Annotated in this window: 13 protein-coding genes; 5 read left to right on the top strand and 8 right to left on the bottom strand. The window is 64.6% G+C overall.

The annotated features are described in order from the left end of the window. The first annotated feature begins 32 nt into the window (after positions 1–32). Positions 33–290 carry a hypothetical protein gene (locus NMQ16_RS16800; RefSeq protein WP_257082084.1) on the top strand — a complete coding sequence of 86 codons (258 nt, stop codon included), beginning with the start codon at positions 33–35 and terminating at the stop codon, positions 288–290. A gap of 96 nt (positions 291–386) precedes the next feature. Here NMQ16_RS16800 and NMQ16_RS16795 read toward each other — a convergent pair whose 3' ends face one another. Both NMQ16_RS16795 and xth read right to left on the bottom strand, forming a co-directional pair. Further along, positions 387–1,079 (bottom strand): Crp/Fnr family transcriptional regulator, encoded by a 693-nt coding sequence (locus NMQ16_RS16795; protein ID WP_257082082.1) that lies wholly within the window; start codon positions 1,077–1,079, stop codon positions 387–389. Next, positions 1,076–1,834: an exodeoxyribonuclease III gene (xth, locus tag NMQ16_RS16790; RefSeq protein WP_257082081.1), complete on the bottom strand. Its 759-nt coding sequence runs from the start codon at positions 1,832–1,834 to the stop codon at positions 1,076–1,078. Before xth ends, NMQ16_RS16795 begins: the two co-directional genes overlap by 4 nt. A 746-nt stretch (positions 1,835–2,580) precedes the next feature. Between xth and NMQ16_RS16785 the strand changes: the two genes are divergently transcribed. Beyond that, complete coding sequence (locus NMQ16_RS16785; protein WP_257082080.1) at positions 2,581–4,173, top strand: ShlB/FhaC/HecB family hemolysin secretion/activation protein; 1,593 nt, start codon at positions 2,581–2,583, stop codon at positions 4,171–4,173. Between the two features lie 107 nt (positions 4,174–4,280). Further along, a complete protein-coding gene (locus tag NMQ16_RS16780; RefSeq protein WP_257082076.1) occupies positions 4,281–8,741 on the top strand; it encodes a filamentous hemagglutinin N-terminal domain-containing protein in 4,461 nt (1,486 codons plus the stop codon). Positions 8,742–8,885: 144 nt separating this feature from the next. On the opposite strand, the gene NMQ16_RS16775 is transcribed toward NMQ16_RS16780, so the two are convergent. Then, on the bottom strand, positions 8,886–9,461 hold the full coding sequence (locus NMQ16_RS16775; protein WP_257082075.1) for a glutaredoxin family protein: 576 nt from the start codon (positions 9,459–9,461) through the stop codon (positions 8,886–8,888). A 38-nt stretch (positions 9,462–9,499) separates the two neighbouring features. After that, on the bottom strand, positions 9,500–11,560 hold the full coding sequence (locus tag NMQ16_RS16770; protein ID WP_257082074.1) for a M3 family metallopeptidase: 2,061 nt from the start codon (positions 11,558–11,560) through the stop codon (positions 9,500–9,502). 203 nt (positions 11,561–11,763) lie between these two features. Between NMQ16_RS16770 and NMQ16_RS16765 the strand changes: the two genes are divergently transcribed. After that, the gene (locus NMQ16_RS16765) at positions 11,764–12,213 is read left to right on the top strand and encodes an Hpt domain-containing protein (RefSeq protein WP_257082073.1); all 450 of its coding nucleotides are present in this window, start codon (positions 11,764–11,766) and stop codon (positions 12,211–12,213) included. Further along, positions 12,210–14,294: a bifunctional diguanylate cyclase/phosphodiesterase gene (locus NMQ16_RS16760; protein WP_257082072.1), complete on the top strand. Its 2,085-nt coding sequence runs from the start codon at positions 12,210–12,212 to the stop codon at positions 14,292–14,294. Before NMQ16_RS16765 ends, NMQ16_RS16760 begins: the two co-directional genes overlap by 4 nt. 33 nt (positions 14,295–14,327) lie before the next feature. Here the strand turns inward: NMQ16_RS16760 and NMQ16_RS16755 are convergent, their stop codons facing one another. The 4 genes from NMQ16_RS16755 to NMQ16_RS16740 form a co-directional block, all read right to left on the bottom strand. Next, positions 14,328–15,011 (bottom strand): hypothetical protein, encoded by a 684-nt coding sequence (locus tag NMQ16_RS16755; RefSeq protein WP_257082070.1) that lies wholly within the window; start codon positions 15,009–15,011, stop codon positions 14,328–14,330. A gap of 53 nt (positions 15,012–15,064) precedes the next feature. Then, a complete protein-coding gene (locus NMQ16_RS16750) occupies positions 15,065–16,114 on the bottom strand; it encodes a serine protease (RefSeq protein WP_257082069.1) in 1,050 nt (349 codons plus the stop codon). A 14-nt stretch (positions 16,115–16,128) separates the two neighbouring features. Further along, positions 16,129–16,998: a quinoprotein dehydrogenase-associated putative ABC transporter substrate-binding protein gene (locus tag NMQ16_RS16745; protein ID WP_257082068.1), complete on the bottom strand. Its 870-nt coding sequence runs from the start codon at positions 16,996–16,998 to the stop codon at positions 16,129–16,131. A gap of 128 nt (positions 16,999–17,126) precedes the next feature. Further along, positions 17,127–17,516, bottom strand: coding sequence for a cytochrome c (locus tag NMQ16_RS16740; protein WP_257082067.1), 390 nt, complete (start codon positions 17,514–17,516; stop codon positions 17,127–17,129). Positions 17,517–17,836: the final 320 nt, after the last annotated feature.

Here is a 17,836-nt window from a genome sequence, read left to right as displayed (position 1 = left end):
CAGTTTTGATCGAAATTGACGGTGTCGTGCACATGCTCAAGACTATTTTCAACGTAGACAGCGGCCTCTCTGAAGATGCCGCGATCAACGTTTACCGACGCTCCGCGCAGTCGAGCGGAAAACTGGAAGCGCTTCGAGAAGAGCTGGACTATGCGTTAAGCGACCCGAGTGTGTCCTGGAAAGCGTTGCTCGCGAACAGTGACTACGAAGTGTTCGATGCAGAAACGGAGCAGCAAGCAAAATCTTATGCGATAAGAATTCTTTTGGAGCCCCTGTATGGACTCAAGTGAATCACGTGGTGAGCATCTGGCGCGCACGAGATGGCGTTGACGCATTAGAGCTCCGCATGAAAACTTCGTAGTCCGTGGATGCGCTGCGCCCTGTGTTCACTTCTTCTCCGCCGCAATCCCCCGCAGCCCTGCAGCGTCAAGGATGTCGATCTGATTCCTTCCCAGCGACACCAGACCCTGATCAGCAAAACTCTTCAGCAGGCGGGTGACGATTTCGCGCACGCTGCCGAGTTCGTCGGCCAGTTGCTGGTGGGTGGTGTGCAGCGTCTTGCCGTGGCCGAGCAGCAGGCTGGCGAGGCGCTGGTCGAGGCGGTGGAAGGCGATGGCTTCGACCAGTTGCATCAGGTCGGCGACGCGTTCGGAAAACAGGCCGAATACGAAGCGGCGGAAGTCGGGTTCGGCCAGCAGCTGTTCGAACAGGGCGGCCGGCAGCACCAGCAGCTTGAGCGGGGTTTCGGCGACGCCGTAGGCGTTGTAATCGTTGTGGCCGAGCAGGCAGGCGCTGGAAATGACGCAGGTTTCACCGGCATGCACGCGGTACAGCGGCAGTTCGCGCCCGCTGGCCGAGGCCTTGGCCACCTTGACCTGACCCGACAGCACGAACGGAAAGCCGGTGCACGGCTGGTGCTCGTCGAACAGGCGGGTGCCGGCCGGCACGTCGAGCAGCCGGCCTTCGGTTTCGATGCGCTGGCGTGCTGTGGCCGACAGGCCGGACAGCAGCGGGTAGAGCGCGGTCAGTGCGCCGACGGTGGTGCCGGACCCGGAGGTGCTGGAAGCGGGCGTGCTCACGACAACGTGGCGATGACCGGCGCGTGGTCGGACGGGCGCTCCAGCTTGCGCGGGCCCTTGTCGACGACGCAGGCGGTGCAGCGGGCGGCCAGCGGCGCCGACAGCAGGATGTGGTCGATGCGCAGGCCGAAGTTGCGGCGGAAGGCGCCGGCGCGGTAGTCCCACCAGGACCAGCTCTTTTCCGGCTGATCGAACAGGCGGAAGGCGTCGCTGAGGCCGAGCGCCTGCAGGCCTGCGAAGGCGGCGCGCTCCTGCGGCGACACGTGTATTTCGTCCTTCCAGTCCGGGTGGGCGTCGCGCGGCTCGGGTGCGATGTTGTAGTCGCCGAGCAGGGCGAGTTGCGGGTGGCGGGTCAGTTCGTCGCGCAGCCACGCGGTGAGTGCGTCGAGCCAGCGCATCTTGTATTCGAACTTCTCGGAACCCACGGCCTGGCCGTTCGGGAAGTAGGCGCACACGACGCGCACGCCGCCGACGGTGGCCGCGATGACGCGCCGCTGTTCGTCGTCGAAGCCGGGGATGCCCGCCTGCACGTCTTCGGCCGGCTGCTTCGTGAGGATGGCCACACCGTTGTAGGTCTTCTGGCCGCTGATCGCGCTGTGGTAGCCGACCGCCTCCAGCTCGGCGCGCGGGTAGGTGGCGTCTTCGGTCTTGGTTTCCTGCAGACACACCACGTCGGGCTGCTCGGCGGCGAGCCAGTCGGTGAGGTGGGGAAGGCGGACTTTCAGGGAATTGACGTTCCAGCAGGCGAGTCGCATGGTCGCATCACGGTGTTGATTTCGAAGAGAGTTTTCAGGACCAGACTCTTTCCCCGCCAGGACACCCGCTGACGTGGTGGCCCGTACTGTATCAACGATCAATGTGATTGTGCTGCCGGCCGCCGATGAAGTGCCGTGCGCGGTCACGGGTCTGTGCATCGAACAGCGCGACCTTGCGTCTGGCCGGCGCGCAGCCTGAACGCAGGGCCCGCGCACGGCGTGGTGTGGGCCGCATCGAGCGATTGGCAAGCCGCCGGTCAAGTGCTGCCCGGTGCACACGTCGAACGCTCAGGCTCTGGCCGGCATCGATGGCTTGCCCGCGCGTCACGCAAGGGCGACCCGGCTGTCGCTGCCGCAGTAGCCCTGCGCCTGAAAGGTCATCGACGTCGCGCGTGCTGCCCGCCGATCCGGCCCGCGATGACGGCCGAGTTCGGCTGCGTGAACGCAGCGCTGTTCGTGTCCCGAAATCGACATGACAAGGCGCTGAAACCCAGGCCCCATGCCGAGGAGCGGTTGAGGTCACCGCCATCTGAAGCTCAAGAAGCGGTTCGAAACGCCGATACGTCACCCAGCACTTCCGCGAGCGCTCGATCTACAAGTCAGCCGCCGTTCAAGAGCATCACGCATTACCGAATGGCAACGCTACCCAGGGCAAGCACGTGAAAGTGAATTTCTGTACCTCAGTGCTGCCTTTCGGCTTGGTCATTTGCGGGGCCGCACTGGCGCAAACGCCTCCCAGCGGCGGCTTGATTCAGCAGGAAATCGAACGCCAGCAGGCACCCCGCGCGACCCAGCCCGCGCCCGTCATCCGCATCGAGCAGGATGCACGCCCGGACACCGAGGTCGTCGATCAGCAGAAGATCCTGGTGACGACACTCAACATCAGTGGCGCGCAGGTCTATTCCGACGCAGTGCTGATCGCGCTCACCGGCTTTGACGCCCCGCGCGAACAGACGCTGGGTGAGCTGCGTGCCATGGCCGCGAAGATCACCCGCCACTACCGCGAGAACGGCTACTTTGTGGCGCAGGCCTACCTGCCGGCCCAGGACGTCAAGGACGGCGCGCTCACCATCGCAGTGCTCGAAGGGCGCTTCGGCGACATCAGTCTTCAGAACAGCAGCGGTGTGTCCGATGGCCTGGCCAATGGGTTGCTCGACGGGGTGCGAGGCGGCGATACGGTCGCCATCGCGCCGCTGGAGCGCAGCATCCTGCTGTTGTCCGATCTGCCGGGCGTCAATGTGACCTCGACGCTCGTGCCGGGCGCCTCGGTGGGCGCCTCCGATCTGATCGTCGAACTCACGCCGGGGCCGCACGTTGCCGGGAGCATCGATGCCGACAACCATGGCAGCCGCTACTCCGGCGAGAACCGTCTGGGCGGCGCGCTGTACATCAACAACCCCACTGGTCACGGCGACCTCATCAGTGTGCGGGCGCTGACCTCGGACGCCGGCTTGCACTATGGACGCATCGCCTATCAGGCGCAGATCGGGAGCGCCAGGGCAGGCCTGGCCTATTCGTACATGCAGTACCGCCTCGGCAAGGAATTCGACAGCCTTGAAGCCAGCGGCACGGTCAGCATCGCCAGCGTGTACGGCAGCTATCCGCTGATCCGTTCGCGTCGGCACAACCTGACGGCGCTCATCAACCTCGACGCCAAGACTTTCCGCGACCGGGTTGACGCCACTGATACGGTGGCCGACAAGAAGGCGCAGGTTGCGATGCTGAGCCTCAGCGGCGATGTGCGAGACAGCATCGGCGGTGGCGGCCAAACCGCCTTCGGGGCAACCTGGAGTGCCGGACGCCTCGATCTGCAGGACCCAGGCGTAGTGGTTGCCGACGCCGCCACAGCGCGCAGCAATGGCCACTATCACAAGCTGTCCGTGCATGCCATGCGCCTGCAAGGCGTGACCGATACGCTGTCGCTGTACGCCGCTTTCAACGGCCAGGTCGCATCGAAGAACCTCGATAACTCGGAAAAGCTGGGGTTGGGCGGCTCAGCCGGCGTGCGCGCCTATCCGACGGGCGAAGCGTACGGCGACCAAGGCTGCATCCTCAATCTGGAAGCGCGGGCGCAGCTGCCGAAGTTCTCCGCCGCGGTGCCCGGGCAGATGCAGGTGATCGGCTTCGTCGATACCGGCAGCGTGATGCAGAACAAGAATGTCTGGGCCGCGGGACCGAACCGCCGCACCTTGTCCGGCTTCGGCATCGGTTTCAACTGGATCGCCAGCAGCAATTTCGTGGTCAAGGCAAGCCTGGCGCGCAAGCTGGGCAGTGCGGCGGCGACGTCGGCCCCCGATGCCGGCAGCCGCTTCTGGCTGCAGGCCGTCAGATATTTCTGATGGCCGCACGCGCAAGTGTGCCGGCGCACTGTGATGCACCCATGAACGCATATCGATGCGCATCAAGTGCCCGCGAAACTCCCCATCAGAAAAGGGCAAGACTCATCATGAACCGCAGCTATCGTTCGATCTGGAACGCACACACCCGCACCTTCGTTGCGGCTTCCGAGCTCACCCGCAGCAGTGGTCAAGGCACCTCGTGCGTGGCTGGCGTAGCGGTGGAAGCGGGCTGTGCCCTGAAAGCGCTGACGTTGTCGCTCCTGATGGCGTTCGCGGCGAATGTGCATGCACTGCCGGTCGACGGAACAGTGGTCGCCGGCAGTGCCACCATCATCCGCGAGGCCGGCAGCATGACCATCCACCAGAACAGCCCGAACGTTGCGCTGAACTGGCAGAGCTTCAATATCGGATCGGGTCAGCGCGTTGATTTCGTGCAACCCGACAGCAGTTCGGTGGCCCTGAACCGGGTGCTGGGTGCAGACCCGTCCAGCATCCTCGGCAGCCTGAACGCCAACGGCAAGGTGTTCCTGGTCAATCCCAGCGGGATTGTTTTCGGTCAGGGCGCGTCGGTCAATGTCGGCGGACTGGTCGCCTCGACACTCGACATCAACGACGTCGACTTCATGGCCGGCAAGTACCGGTTCACCGGCAACGGCGGTACGGTACGCAATGAAGGCAGCATCAACGCCGACGGTGGTCATGTCGCGCTGCTGGGTGCGACCGTATCCAACCAGGGTGTGATCGTCGCGCGGTTGGGCACGGTAACGCTGGCCGCGGGAAAATCGGTCACGCTCGACGTGGCCGGTGACAATCTGATCAAGGTTTCCGTCGATCAGGGTGCAGTCCGTGCACTGGTGGAAAACGGCGGCCTGATCCAGGCTGACGGCGGGCAGGTACTGCTGAGCGCGCAGGCCGCGGGCGACTTGCTGCAGACAGTGGTCAACAATACCGGGGTCATCCGTGCGCAGACCATCGACAGCCGCGATGGCACCATCCGCCTGCTGGGTGACATGCAGACCGGCACGGTCAATGTCGGGGGCACGCTCGACGCGAGCGCGCCGGATGGCGGCAAGGGCGGTTTCGTCGACACCTCTGCGGCGCGCGTCACGGTGGCCGCCGACACGCGCGTCACCACCACGGCTGCGCGCGGCCAGACCGGCAGCTGGCTGATCGATCCGACCGATTACACCATCGCCGCAACGGGTGGTGACATCACCGGCGCGGTGCTGTCGGCCAATCTGGCCGGCACCGACATCATCATCCAGAGCATTTCGGGCGGCGCGGGCACCGCGGGCGATGTGAACGTGAACGACACCATCACGTGGAGCGCCAACACGCTCACGCTGAATGCGCAGAACGACATCAACATCAACACGGCGATGAATGGCTCGGGCTCGGCCCGTCTGGCACTGGAGTACGGGCAGGGTGCGGTGGCGGCCGGCAATACGAGCACCGTCAATGTCCGGGCGCCGGTGAACCTGGCAGCCGGGAACAACTTCAGTACGAAGCTGGGCAGCAATGGGGTGACGAAAACCTTCACGGTCATCACCAGCCTCGGTTCCGATGCCAGCAGCAACGACGGCAGCCTGCAAGGCATCGTGGGGAATCTGGCCGGCAACTACGTGCTGGGAAGCGACATTGCTGCAGCCGACACATCGACATGGAATGCCGGCGCCGGATTCACGCCCCTGGTATCCGCCAACCTTGCCACCGGATTCAGCGGCACCTTCGACGGGCTGGGCCATACCATTGCCGACCTGACCATCAATCTGCCGACCGATCGCGCCAAGGTCGGATTGTTCGGCTACGTCGTCGGGGGAACGATACAGAACGTCGGTCTCGCCAACGCGAACGTTCAGGGCGGTACTTCGATCGGCGCATTGGCGGGCATCATCGAAAGCGCAGCGATCGTCAGAAACAGCTATGCGACAGGTGCCGTCACGGGGGCGTCGCTGCACGTCGGTGGTCTGATTGGAAACAACGGGGTCGGCAGCTACAACACCGCCATCAGGAACAGCTATGCGGCCGTCACGGTCATCGGCGGCGAAGGCAGCGGCGGACTGGTGGGCACCAGCAACGGCAGCATCCAGAACAGCTACGCGTCCGGAACCGTGACCGGCAGCTTGAGAACCGGCGGCCTTGTGGGCAGAAACCGCGGCCCGATCACCGACAGTTATGCCACGGGCAGGGTGATTGGCACCACCGAGACAGGGGGCCTGGTCGGACGTAACGACAACGCAGTCAATAGAAGTTATGCGACCGGCGCCGTGAGCGGGACAGACGCCGTCGGCGGGCTGGTCGGATGGAACGAGAACTACCAGACGGTCGGCAACAGCTACGCGACAGGGGCGGTGACCGGTGGTCGCCGGGTCGGCGGCCTGGTCGGCATGAACCGGCTCAACGCACGGGTCAGCAACAGCTACGCGACAGGCGCCGTCGCGGGCAACGACACCGGTGGCCTGGTGGGGTGGAATGACGGCATCGTGACGAAGAGCTTCTGGAACACCGATGTCTTTGCCGTGGGTACCAACGGCGCGAGCAGATTCTTCACCGGCATGACCGGCCTCTCGACGGCGCAGATGAAGCTCCTGGCCAACTTCACCAGTGCCACAACGGCCAATGGCAACGTCAATCCCGCCTGGGACATGAGCAGCATCTGGGTGCAGTACGACACGCATACCGCCCCGTTGCTGCGATCGTTCATGACGGCGATCACCGTGAGCGCCATCGACGCCACCAAGACCTATGACGGACTGGCGACCACCGGCGGCAACGGCGTGACGTATTCCGCCGCGCCGGACATGGACAAGCTGCTGGGCAGCGTGAGCTACAGCAGTGGCGTCAACGTCGGCAGTTCCGCCCTGACAGCGGGCGGGCTCTACTCCAGTCAGCAGGGTTACCTCATCAGCTATGGCGAAGGCACGATGACTGTGAACAAGGCCGATCTGACCGTGAGCGGCACGCGCGCCTACGACGGCAGCACGGTCATGGCCGGCAGTGCGCTGATCGCGACCGGCATGGCTGGCGAAACCTTCGGCTTGAGCGGCGTCGGCGACACCGGCAACCTGGTCAGCAAGGACGTTCAAGCGGGCAGCACCCTGGCCAGTCTCACCGGCTTGACGCTGGGCTCCAGCGACAACGGCGGAGTGGCCGGCAACTACAACGATCTGACCACCGCCGGCAGTGCGGTCAGCATCACGCCAGCGATCCTGACGGCCAACGTCAGCGTGACTGACAAGATCTATGACGGCGACCTGACTGCAGCAGCCACCCTTGCCATCACGGGCGGACTGGTCGGCTCGGAAACCGTCACGGCCACAGGCGTGGCCAGCTTCAACAGCAAGGATGTATCAAGCGCCAATCTGGTGACTTTCAGCAGCACCTCTCTGGCGGACGGCACGAACGGCGGCCTGGCCACCAACTACAGCCTTGCGAGCGGCCTGACGGCAGCCGCGTCAATCGCCGTGAAGCCCCTGACGCTCAGCGGCATGACCGCCGCCAGCAAGGTTTATGACGGCAACACTGTCGCTAGCGTGAGCGGCGGCGCGTTGAGCGGCCTGGTCGGAGCCGAAACCCTCGCCTTCGCCGGACAGACAGGTGCTTTCGTCGACAGGAACGTCGGCACAGGCAAAGCTGTGACCGTCACCGGCATTGCCCTGGCGGACGGCACGAACGGTGGCCTGGCCAGCAACTACAGCGTCAGCGGCCCGGCAGGTCTCGAAGGCAACATCACCCGTCTCGCGTCCGTCACCTGGGTCGGTGGCGTCAGCGGCAACTGGTTCGACGCTTCCAATTGGGCCGGCGGTGCGGTTCCCGACCTGGCCAACGTCGCCCATGTCCTCATCCCCGCTGACGTGAGGGCCCGCTTCGAACATGGCAGTGCGCAGATAGACAGTCTCGGCAGTGGTGGCAGGCTGCAGCTGGTCGACGGCAGCCTGAGCATCGCCAACGGCCTGCAACTGGCCAGTCTCGAACAGTCCGGCGGCACCCTCGTCAGCAGCGGGTCGGTCGCGCTTGCCGACTTCAGTCAGAGCGGTGGCTCGATGACCGGAAATGGCGACTTCACGGTCACCCATCACTATCAGCAAACAAGTGCTGCCGGCAGCGTCGAATTCGCTGGCAATGTCGTCATCACCCAGGACAGCGGCTCGACGAGCCTCGGCAATCTGGCCACCGCGGGAGCGCTCGAAGTCACCGCCACAGATGGCGACATCACCCAGATCGAGGGCACCCGCATTGCTGCGCTGACGGCCACGCTTTCGGCACCTGCCGGTAAGGTCAGTCTCGCGGCCAGCGGCAATGCCCTGGGCACGGCCGTCATCAGGGAACGCACGCGTTTTGACAGCTCGATGATCCGGTTGCTGCCGATTACCGAGACCAACTTCCCCGCGGCCGGTGGCGGCGGAACATCTGCGGCGTCAAGCAGCACCTTCACGCCGTCGTCGCCCGGTGGCTTTGTTGCCGAGGCGCTGCTCGGCATCAGTCTGAATCTGGTCGATCAGGGGATCCGGTTGCCTACGGGCCTGCAACAAGCCCGTACCGAAGCAACCAGGGATGAAAGCCTGTAACCGGCGATCACGACCGGGTCCGGTGTCGTGACCGGATCCGGCGCCGTGAAATGCCTTGCCGGATCATTTCCCCGCTCGAGGGTCGGTCACAGTCGAGCGGTCCCGGACCTTCAGGTGCGGCGAACTCAGCGCGAATGCGGCACCTCACTGTCCGGCGGGTTGCCAGTTGCCATCATCGGCCGGTTCGCCCTTCGCGGCGGCGGGGCCAGGCGCGGCCGCCGGAGTACTCGGTGCGACTCTGGCCGTGCCCTTGGCCGGGTAGCCAGCGCGGTTCAGCAGCGTCGTCCAGGCGCTGGCGCTGAAGCCGATCAGGTGGTCCTTGCCGGCGTTGATGGCCGGCACGCGCGCTTCCTGCAGCTTGAAGCGCTTCACGAAAGCGTCCTTCTGCTCGTCGGTGATGATGCGCTGTTCGGTGTAGGCGATGCCGCGGTTCTTCAGGAAGGCGAGCGCCGATTCGCACAGCGCATCGCACTCGTTGCCCAGCCACAGGGTCACAGGCGCCGTGCGCATGGCTTCACGCTCGGCATAGCTCGCGCCCTGTTCGACCACGCTGGGCTGCAGCTTCTTTTCGGTGACCGAGCGGGCGTCGGGCGGCGGCGGGGTGCCGGTGTAGTGGGTGTTGCCCTGGGCGTCCTTCCATTTGTAGGTCTGTGCCCAGACCGGGCTGGCGAGCAATGTGCCGGCGATCGACACACAAAGCAGCAGGCGCAGATTCGTCATCGATAAGCTCCCTGTTGGATCGGCGGTCGCGGCGACAATCAGGCCGCCACCATGCCGCTGTGGCGCAGCAGCGCGTCGGGGCGCGGTTCGCGGCCGCGGAAGGCCTTGAACGATTCGAGCGCGGGGCGCGAGCCGCCCACGGCGAGGATTTCGTCCCAGAAGCGGCGACCCGTCTCGGTGTCGAGCACGCTGCCGGTGTGCTCGCGCGCTTCTTCGAAGGCTTCGAAGGCGTCGGCGGACAGCACCTCGGCCCACTTGTAGCTGTAGTAACCCGCGGCGTAACCGCCGGCAAAGATGTGGCTGAAGCTGTGCGGAAAGCGGTTCCAGGCCGGCGGGCGCACGACGGCGATCTCGTCGCGCACTTCGTCGAGCAGCTGCAGCATGGTCTGTTCGCCGCCGGGCACGAATTCATGGTGCAGGCGCAGATCGAACAGCGAAAACTCGACCTGGCGCAGCGTCTGAAGGCCGCTCTGGAAATTCTTCGCGGCGATCATCTTGTCGAACAGCGCACGCGGCAGGGGCTCGCCGGTGTCGACGTGCGCGGTCATGCCGGAGAGCACGTCCCACTCCCAGCAGAAGTTCTCCATGAACTGGCTCGGCAGTTCGACCGCGTCCCATTCGACGCCGTGGATGCCGGACACCGCGAGATCGTCGACCCGTGTCAGCAAGTGGTGCAGGCCATGACCCGATTCGTGGAACAGCGTGATCACATCATCGTGCGTGAAGGTGGCGGGTTTGCCGCCCACGGGTGACGGGAAGTTGCAGTTCAGATAGGCGACCGGCGTCTGCACGCCCGAGGCGACGCGCCGCCGCGTGATGGCTTCGTCCATCCAGGCGCCGCCGCGCTTGGTGTCGCGCGCGTACAGGTCGAGGTAGAACTGGCCCACCAACTCGCTGCCGGTGGCAGCAGCGCGCTCGATGCGGAAGAAGCGCACGTCCGGGTGCCAGACCGGCGCTGTATCGGGCTTGATGGTGACGCCGTACAGCCCTTCAATGACGCGGAACAGGCCTGCGAGCACCTTGTGCTCGGGGAAGTACTGCTTCACCTCGTGTTCCGAGAAGTTGTAGCGGTGGCCGCGCAGCTTTTCCGACACCCAGGTCATGTCCCAGGGTTGCAGTTCGTCGAGGCCGAATTCGTTGCGGGCGAATGCGCGCAGCTCGTCGAGATCGCGCTGCCCGTGCGGCTTGGCGCGGGCACCGAGGTCGCGCAGGAAGGCTGTCACCTGGGCCGGCGTGTCGGCCATCTTGGGCACCATCGACAGTTCGGCGAAGCTGTTGAAGCCGAGCATTTTCGACTCTTCGGCGCGCAGCGACAGGATGCGGTCGATCAGTGCCGTGTTGTCGCGCGCAGCATCGCCGAACTCGGATGCACGGGTTGCGTTGGCGCGGTACATGCGCGCGCGCAGGTCGCGGTTGTCGGCGTACTGCATCACCGGCAGGTAGGACGGCATGTGCAGCGTGAATTTCCAGCCGTCGCGGTCGTCGCGCTGCGCCGCCTCTCGCGCCGCTTCGATGCTGTCGTCTGGCAGACCGGCCAGCAGCGCATCGTCGGTCACGTATTCGGCGAAGGCATTGGTGGCGTCGAGCAGATTTTCCGAGAACTTCGCCGACAGCGACGCCAGCTCTTCCTGGATTTCCTTGAAGCGCGGCTTGAGTTCTTCGGGCAATTCGGCACCCGACAGGCGGAAGTCACGCACTTCGTTGTCGAGAATGCGGCGGCGCGCCGGCGACAGCGTGGCGTATTCGGGCGAATCGTGCAGCGCGCGGTACTTGGCGAACAGCGCGAGATTCTGGCCGAGCGAGCTGTAGAAGCGGGTGATGTCGGGCAGCGACGCGTTGTACGCCTCGCGCCAGGCCGGCACGTCATTCACGCCGTGCAGGTGGCCGACAACGCCCCACGCGCGGTTCACCTGCTCGCCCATGTCGGTGATCGGCGCCGCGAAACCGTCCCAGGTCGGTGCTTCGGGTCGCGCGATCAATTCGTCGATCAGCGCCTGATAGCGGGTCAGCAGGTCGGTGATGGCCGGCGCGACATGCTCCGGATGGATGAGGTCGAAACGGGGCAGAGCGGAAAAATCGAGCAGCGGGTTCGTGTTCATGGGTATCCGGAAGCGTTGCAGTCAGCCAGTTGAATGGCGGGTCGAGATCGATTCTAGCCCGCCGCCCGGCGACACAGGCTCAAGTTGCATCCCGGGCCGCCGAAAACTGAAGGTGAAACGTGAAGTCTCCGCCCTGCACTTGCAGGTCACGCCGCGCATAATCAAGCTGCGTTGCAGGTTGCGTGCTTTCGAAAGCTTGTCAGATGAATGTGCGGATACCCCCCCAGCAGGACGATCACGCGGCCTCGCCCGACGCCGCTGCCATGCTCGACCTGCGCATCCTGTTCAGCGTGCCCGGCATGCGCGAGAACCGCGCCGGTCTGCGCACGCGAGTGCTGGCGACCTGGCGCAATGAAGTGGCCGCGATCATCGATGCGCTGCGCGACGCCGCCGCTGCGGGGGACGCCCATGCTCTGCGTCTGGCGGCGCACCGGCTGAAAAGTTCGAGCGGCGCGCTCGGTGCCTTGTATATCAGCCGTATCGCGAGCGACGTCGAAAACGCCGCGCGCAGCGGCCGCATCACTTTCGACGGGCAATTGCGGTTGCACCTCGAACAGGCCGTGCAGCAGACGCTGGCTGCCTTCGGCGCGCTTGAAGATGCGCCCGCCCCGTTGATGAACCCCGCCAGCGGAGAACCGGGATTTCGCACATGATTCTTCTCGTCGACGACGACGTGATGGTGCGCCTGATGGCGACCGAAGCGCTGATCAGCGCCGGCTTCGAAGTGATGGAAGCAGCCAGTGGCGAGCAGGCACTCGAGCTGTTCGACAGCCACGGGTTTTCGCTGGTGCTGCTCGACGTCAACATGAGCGGCATGGATGGATTCGAGGTGTGCCGGCGCATCCGCGAGCGGGCGCACGGCCGGCGCCTGCCGGTCATCATGCTGACCGGCATGGACGACACGGTATCGATCGACAGTGCCTACTCGCTCGGCGCGACCGATTTCGTCACCAAACCGCTCAACTGGACGCTGCTCGTCTATCGCGTGCGCTACGCCCTGCGGGCGGCCAGCACCGTGATGGAACTTGAAGTGTCGGAACGCCGGCTCGCGGTGGCGCAGCGCGTGGCAAGGTTGGGCGGCTGGATCTGGCATGTCGCGGAAGACCGCTGCGAGCGCAGTGCAATCTGTCTCGACCTGTGGGGCGATACGCGCGCGGCGGCCCAGCATGTTCCGTTCGGTCTGTTGTCGCGCGTGCTCAGCCCGGATCGACAGCATCTGCATGCCTCGATGGAGCGTGCCCGCGAGGGCGTGCCCTACCAGATGAGTTTTCGCGTGCAGCGCGCCGACGGCTCATTGGTGACACTGTTCGAACAGGCGTTGCCGGTACGCGACGAGTTCGGCCGTGTGGTGCGCATCGAAGGCGTGACCCAGGACGTGACCGAGCGCGAGTTGGCCGAGCAGCGCATCCGTTTTCTCGCCTATCACGACAGCCTGACCGGTCTCGCCAATCGCCAGATGTTCCGCGAAATGCTCGACCACACGCTGGCCCGCTCGCGCCGGCTGGGCAAGCGCTGTGCCTTGCTCTACCTCGATCTCGACCGTCTCAAGCGCATCAACGACAGTTTCGGCCACACGCTGGGGGACCAGCTCCTGCGCGAGGTGGCGAGCCGCCTGCTCGGATCGGTGCGTTCGGCCGACTTCGTCGGGCGTGAAGGGCTGCAGCCGGATGAGGTCGTCGCGCGGCTGGGCGGCGACGAATTCACCGTGCTGCTGACCGATCTGGCGCACACCGAAGATGCCGCCCGCGTGGCGGCCCGCATCTGCCAGGAACTGGGGCAGCCGATCCAGATGGACCACGTCGAGCTGGTGGTGACGGCGTCGCTCGGCATTGCACTGTTCCCGGAAAACGGCGACGACGCCGAAACCCTGCTTCGCCACGCGGACATGGCGATGTATGCCGCCAAGCAGCGCGGCCGCAATACCTTCGAATTCTTCACCGAAACCATGCAGCAGCGGGCGATCGAACGTCTTTCGCTGGAGCAGGACATGGCGCACGCACTCGAGGGGGGGCAATTCGCATTGCATTACCAGCCGCAGGTCGACGCCGTGACCGGGCGCATCGTGTCGGCCGAAGCGCTGCTGCGCTGGAATCACCCACAACGTGGCGCGGTGTCACCGGTCGAGTTCATCCCAGTGGCCGAAGAAACGGGTCTCATCGTGCCGCTGGGTGAATGGGTGGTGCGGGAAGCCTGCAGGCAGATTGCGCAGTGGCGCGATCAGGGCCGGCCAGTGGTGCCGGTCGCGGTCAACCTGTCTGCAATCAATTTCCGTTCCGACTCGCTGCTGCCGCAGATTGTCGAGGCGCTGGAATCGAACCGGCTGTCGAGCCACTTCCTGCATGTGGAATTGACCGAAAGTGCGGTGATGCACGAGCCGCAGGCCGCACTGGCCAAGCTGGCAGCGCTCAAGGCGCTCGGCCTGACGCTGTCGATCGACGATTTCGGCACCGGCTACTCGTCGCTGTCGACGCTGAAGCAGTTTCCGATCGATCTGCTGAAGATCGACCGCAGCTTTGTGCGTGACCTGCCGGACGACGAGAGCGATGCGTCCATCGTCGATGCGATCCTCGCCATGGCGCACGCACTCGGTCTGCGTGTTGTCGCCGAGGGCGTCGAAACCGAGGCGCAGCGGCAGTTCCTGGCGCAGCGCAAATGCGGCCTGATGCAGGGCTATCTGTTCTCCCGGCCGTTGCCGGCCGAAGACTTCATGCGACAGATCGAGGCGGCCCGCTGAACCGGTGGCCCGGTCAGCGGAGCGGGGTGGGGATCAGCCCTTGACGCCGCTGCCGGCCAGCATCATGTCGTCCTCGATCAGCACCGCCTTGCCGTCCGGCTTGCTCAGATCGGGAATCTGGCTGTCGACGCGGTAGATGCCGCCCGGTACGGCGTCGGACAATACGAAGATGTAGGTCTTGCCGACATACTTCGGAAACTTCTGCTTGTTCGGATCGTTGCTGTACGGCGTGATGCGGTATTCCCGGGCGTCGACGCTCTTGCCGCCGAAGCTCACCTTGACCGGTTTGGCGGTCGGGCCTTCCGACAGCGCGAGCCGGATGCGCTTGCGGAAGTAGGCTGCCTTGCCGCCGGTCAGGCGCTCCATTTCGGCGATGTCACGTTCGAGGAAGCACATCAGCGCCGGATTGCTCAATCCTCCATCGACCTCCGGCATTTCCTTCTTGTTGGTGCCGCTGAGACAGGCCGTATTGACCTTGCGCGCGCCGGCCTCTTCGCTGATGCGCACCTCCACCTTGTCCTCGAACGGCTTTTCCAGACTGCCGCTGCGCTTGAAGGTGTAGCTCAGCGTGGTCGGTGCCTTCAGCGACGAAAGCTGGTCGTTCAGGAACAGCTGCTTTTCGGCTTCGGTGATTTCGTCGCTCGGTTCGGCGTGGGTGTTGCCGGCTGCAATGGCCAGCGCCAGCAACAGTGCAGACAGCTTGATGTGCTTGATCATGATGACTCCTCGTGATGAAAGTGCGGACCTCTTCGTGTCCGGCTGGGTTGTATTCAGCATGCGGCCTCGGCATTGACGGCGCAGCTTTGCAGTCGCTGGTCGAGCAGGCTCAGCGCGCCCGGTGACAGCCCGGCCAGCCGCGCCCGCGTCCGGGCATAGCCCGCTTCGTCGCGCTGGCCGAGTTGGGCAGTGGCGAGATCCGTCAGAAACACCGGGTTGTCGGCGTCGAGCGCATTGGCGCGCTCCAGTGCGGCAATGCCCTCTACCGGGTGCCCTTGTTTGATCTGTGCGCGACCGAGTGCATGCCATGCGGACGCGTCACCCGAATTGCCAGCGATCCAGCCGCGTGCGCGCGACTCCAGTTCGCCCCAGCGTGCTTCGGTCTGCAGGCGCAGCGTCTGCAGGAAGGCGGGCAGGGCACTATCGCTTTCATTCCAGAAGGCCAGGCCACTCAGGGGGGCAACATCTACGCCGCCGGGCAGTGCCAAGCCCTCGCGTATCCATTCGACCGGCATCGAGAACTGGTTGTCGGTGCCGCTGCGGAACTTGAAGGTCATCACGCCGACCAGCCGGTGCTCGCGATCGAACAGTCCGCCGCCACTGGCCCCCGACGTGAAGGGCGTGGTGCTCTGAATGACGTTTGCGCCGTCGTGCGGATGCAACTGCAGCACCATGCCGTTGCTCACCCGTGGCGCCGCACCGAGGATGTAACCCAGCGCGACCAGTTCCTCACCCGGTTTGAGCGGCGAGCTGCGCAACTCGACCACCGGCACCTGCGACGCGCCGGGTACGTCGAGCAGGCAAAGGTCGCGCCCGACCTGTGCACGCTGCGAACTCACCTGCATGCGTTCGCCGTTGCTGACCACGCGTATGGTCGTGGCGCGCGCAGTCACGTGGCAGGCCGTTGCGATGACGCCCGGACCGACCGCCACGCCGGTGCCGACCGATACGTTGCCCTTGTCGTCCGACGCTTCGACCTTCAGAACGCTCGGTCGCAGCTTGATAAGCGCTGCAATGTCCTGCTGATCCAGCGCTGCGGCTGGAAACGGCCACAGCACAAGCGTCAGCAGGCAGGCAGTGGCAGGCTGGAGGGGGGCCGGCATGACGGTCGCGACGATCAGCGATCTGCAGCCGTCTGGCTGGCCTGCGCCTCATCGATCAGCGGAACGCCATACGAGGTCAGGATGGCCTGGATTCCGGGCAGATTGCGCTGAACGGTTTCTTCGATCTTGTTCTTCCAGTCCTTCTCTCCATAGCGCACGGCCATCGTGATCGCGTAATCGAACTTGATCGTGTTTTCCGGCGGGAAACCGATGGTCACCAGGTCGTCGGTTTTGGCGTTGCGGCTGAAATAGCCGGCGATCGGGCCCCAGGCCATGGCGACATCCACCTTGCCGGCGACCAGATCCTTTTCGACGATCTCACCCGGATAGGCACCGGGGTCGCCGGACTGGCGCTGATAGGAAATAGCCTGATCGAACAGCTTGTTGCGCAGCAACCAGTCGACCGGCGGCGTCTGGGAAAACACGCCGAACTTCAGCGACTTGAGCTTCTCCGGCGACAGCTTGAGCAGGTCGTCCGGCACCTTCACGTCATCCAGACCCGTGCCCTTCTTGTACACCATGGCGTAGGTCGAGCGGAAATAGGGCTTGATCGTCGCGCCCATGTCGAAGCCGACCGGCACACCGATGATGAGGTCGCACTTGTAGCGGCCGGGCAGCTTTTCGTGCTTGGCCTTCAAGGTCATCCGGATGAAGCCCATGCGGTGCGGGAAGTAGGTGTACTCGAGCGCGTAGCCCATGTCCTTGGCCAGCAACTCGGCGATCTTGTTCTCGAAACCTTCGCCCTTGTCGTTCGACAGCGGCAGGTTGTTCGGGTCTGCGCAGACGCGCAGCACCTTGTCGTCGCCGGTTTCCTGCGCCTGCAGCGCCGGTGCGGCAAGTCCGGTGCCCAGCAGGAAGGCAGCAGCGATCAGGGAATGTTTCATTGTTTCAGGTCTCCTCCGGATGAATGAACCCTTGCTGGGCAATGAAGCCCGGGCTCTGCTTGAATTATTTGTTCCGTGCGTCTCACGCGCGAATTGTTGAGACAGTACGCGCGTGGTTTTGTTTTCGCTCAGTCCATCTTTTCGATGCGACCGGGCCGGATCGCTCCATCGGAACGACCTTTCAGGTAAGCGTACAGACCGTCGAGATTGTCCATGACCTGCCTTGAACCATCGAAGTTGGGCATGCCGCGGTCCACGCGACCCTTGGTGACGACCGCCTTGAAGTCGTCGCGTCCGAGCGTCCTGAGGCTGACGATCAGCGAAGGCCCCACCATGCCTTCCTGATTCGGACCGTGGCAGCGTTCGCATGCCGCGTTGCGCCACGCACGCCAGCCGGCCAGCGTGGCGTCATCCACCTTGTTCCCGCCCTGCACCTGATAGGGCGTCGTCTGTGCCGTCGCCATGTGAGCCGAAGTCATCAGCATCAGGATGACTGCCTGCCTGAAGTGCTTTCTCATCATTCTCCCCTAGTTTGCCGGGTGCTCACGATACCCATCGAGAGCATTCTGCGGACAAAAAAAGACTGGCACCGGCGTTTCCGCACGGTGCCAGTCCGGGGACCTTGCGGAAAGCGCAGCTGCGCTTTCCGCTCAACGCACGATTACGGCAGTGCGAAGACAGTCATCGTGCCGCCCAGCTCGGTGTAGCTCGAGAGTTCGGCGTAACCACCCACGGCGCCCAGACCATCGGTCGGCTTTTCGAGACCGGCTGCGAGGCCGATGCCGGCCCAGCCGCCGATACCCGACAGGATACCGATGTACTGCTTGCCCTTGAATTC

Origin of the sequence: Methyloversatilis sp. XJ19-49 (genome assembly GCF_024580145.1) — a bacterium.
Lineage (GTDB): Bacteria > Pseudomonadota > Gammaproteobacteria > Burkholderiales > Rhodocyclaceae > Methyloversatilis.
Note: the sequence above shows the minus strand (reverse complement) of the source record. Positions and strands in the feature narration are given on the sequence as shown.

What these genes read in the sequence shown, in the direction of transcription:
- NMQ16_RS16750 (WP_257082069.1), bottom strand. Translation starts at nt 16,114, where the DNA reads ATGCCGGCCCCCCTCCAGCCTGCCACTGCCTGCCTGCTGACGCTTGTG.
- NMQ16_RS16745 (WP_257082068.1), bottom strand. Translation starts at nt 16,998, where the DNA reads ATGAAACATTCCCTGATCGCTGCTGCCTTCCTGCTGGGCACCGGACTT.
- NMQ16_RS16780 (WP_257082076.1), top strand. Translation starts at nt 4,281, where the DNA reads ATGAACCGCAGCTATCGTTCGATCTGGAACGCACACACCCGCACCTTC.
- NMQ16_RS16775 (WP_257082075.1), bottom strand. Translation starts at nt 9,461, where the DNA reads ATGACGAATCTGCGCCTGCTGCTTTGTGTGTCGATCGCCGGCACATTG.
- NMQ16_RS16760 (WP_257082072.1), top strand. Translation starts at nt 12,210, where the DNA reads ATGATTCTTCTCGTCGACGACGACGTGATGGTGCGCCTGATGGCGACC.
- NMQ16_RS16740 (WP_257082067.1), bottom strand. Translation starts at nt 17,516, where the DNA reads ATGAGAAAGCACTTCAGGCAGGCAGTCATCCTGATGCTGATGACTTCG.
- NMQ16_RS16770 (WP_257082074.1), bottom strand. Translation starts at nt 11,560, where the DNA reads ATGAACACGAACCCGCTGCTCGATTTTTCCGCTCTGCCCCGTTTCGAC.
- NMQ16_RS16755 (WP_257082070.1), bottom strand. Translation starts at nt 15,011, where the DNA reads ATGATCAAGCACATCAAGCTGTCTGCACTGTTGCTGGCGCTGGCCATT.
- xth (WP_257082081.1), bottom strand. Translation starts at nt 1,834, where the DNA reads ATGCGACTCGCCTGCTGGAACGTCAATTCCCTGAAAGTCCGCCTTCCC.
- NMQ16_RS16800 (WP_257082084.1), top strand. Translation starts at nt 33, where the DNA reads ATGCTCAAGACTATTTTCAACGTAGACAGCGGCCTCTCTGAAGATGCC.
- NMQ16_RS16765 (WP_257082073.1), top strand. Translation starts at nt 11,764, where the DNA reads ATGAATGTGCGGATACCCCCCCAGCAGGACGATCACGCGGCCTCGCCC.